This is a genomic window from Dorea sp. 210702-DFI.3.125 (assembly GCF_020560945.1).
In the GTDB taxonomy this organism is placed as follows: Bacteria; Bacillota; Clostridia; order Lachnospirales; family Lachnospiraceae; genus Dorea; species Dorea formicigenerans.
In genome coordinates, this window is sequence record NZ_JAJCNF010000137.1 from 1 (window position 1) to 227 (window position 227).

General features: G+C 57.3%; 1 protein-coding gene. It reads right to left on the minus strand.

Going from position 1 to position 227, the window contains the following annotated elements:
* A partial coding sequence (locus LI164_RS15865; protein ID WP_227087399.1) for a CHC2 zinc finger domain-containing protein occupies positions 1-227 on the minus strand: 227 nt, incomplete at both ends.

Consider the following 227-nt stretch of genomic DNA (forward strand, 5'->3'; position numbering starts at 1 on the left):
CTTCCTGAAACTGTTCCTCCGGGGATTTCTGCCGGGGCTTGGGCTTTTTTACCTTCCCCGGCGGTTTCCAGTCCTCATAGGAAAGCCCGAAGTCCTGTGCCAGCTGTACGGCGGCTTCTTTCTTTCCCAGCCCATACAGGGCGGCGGCAAAATCAATCACATCCCCATCCGCACCGCAGCCGAAGCAGTGGTAACGCCGATCCAGCTTCATGCTTGGGGTTTTATCG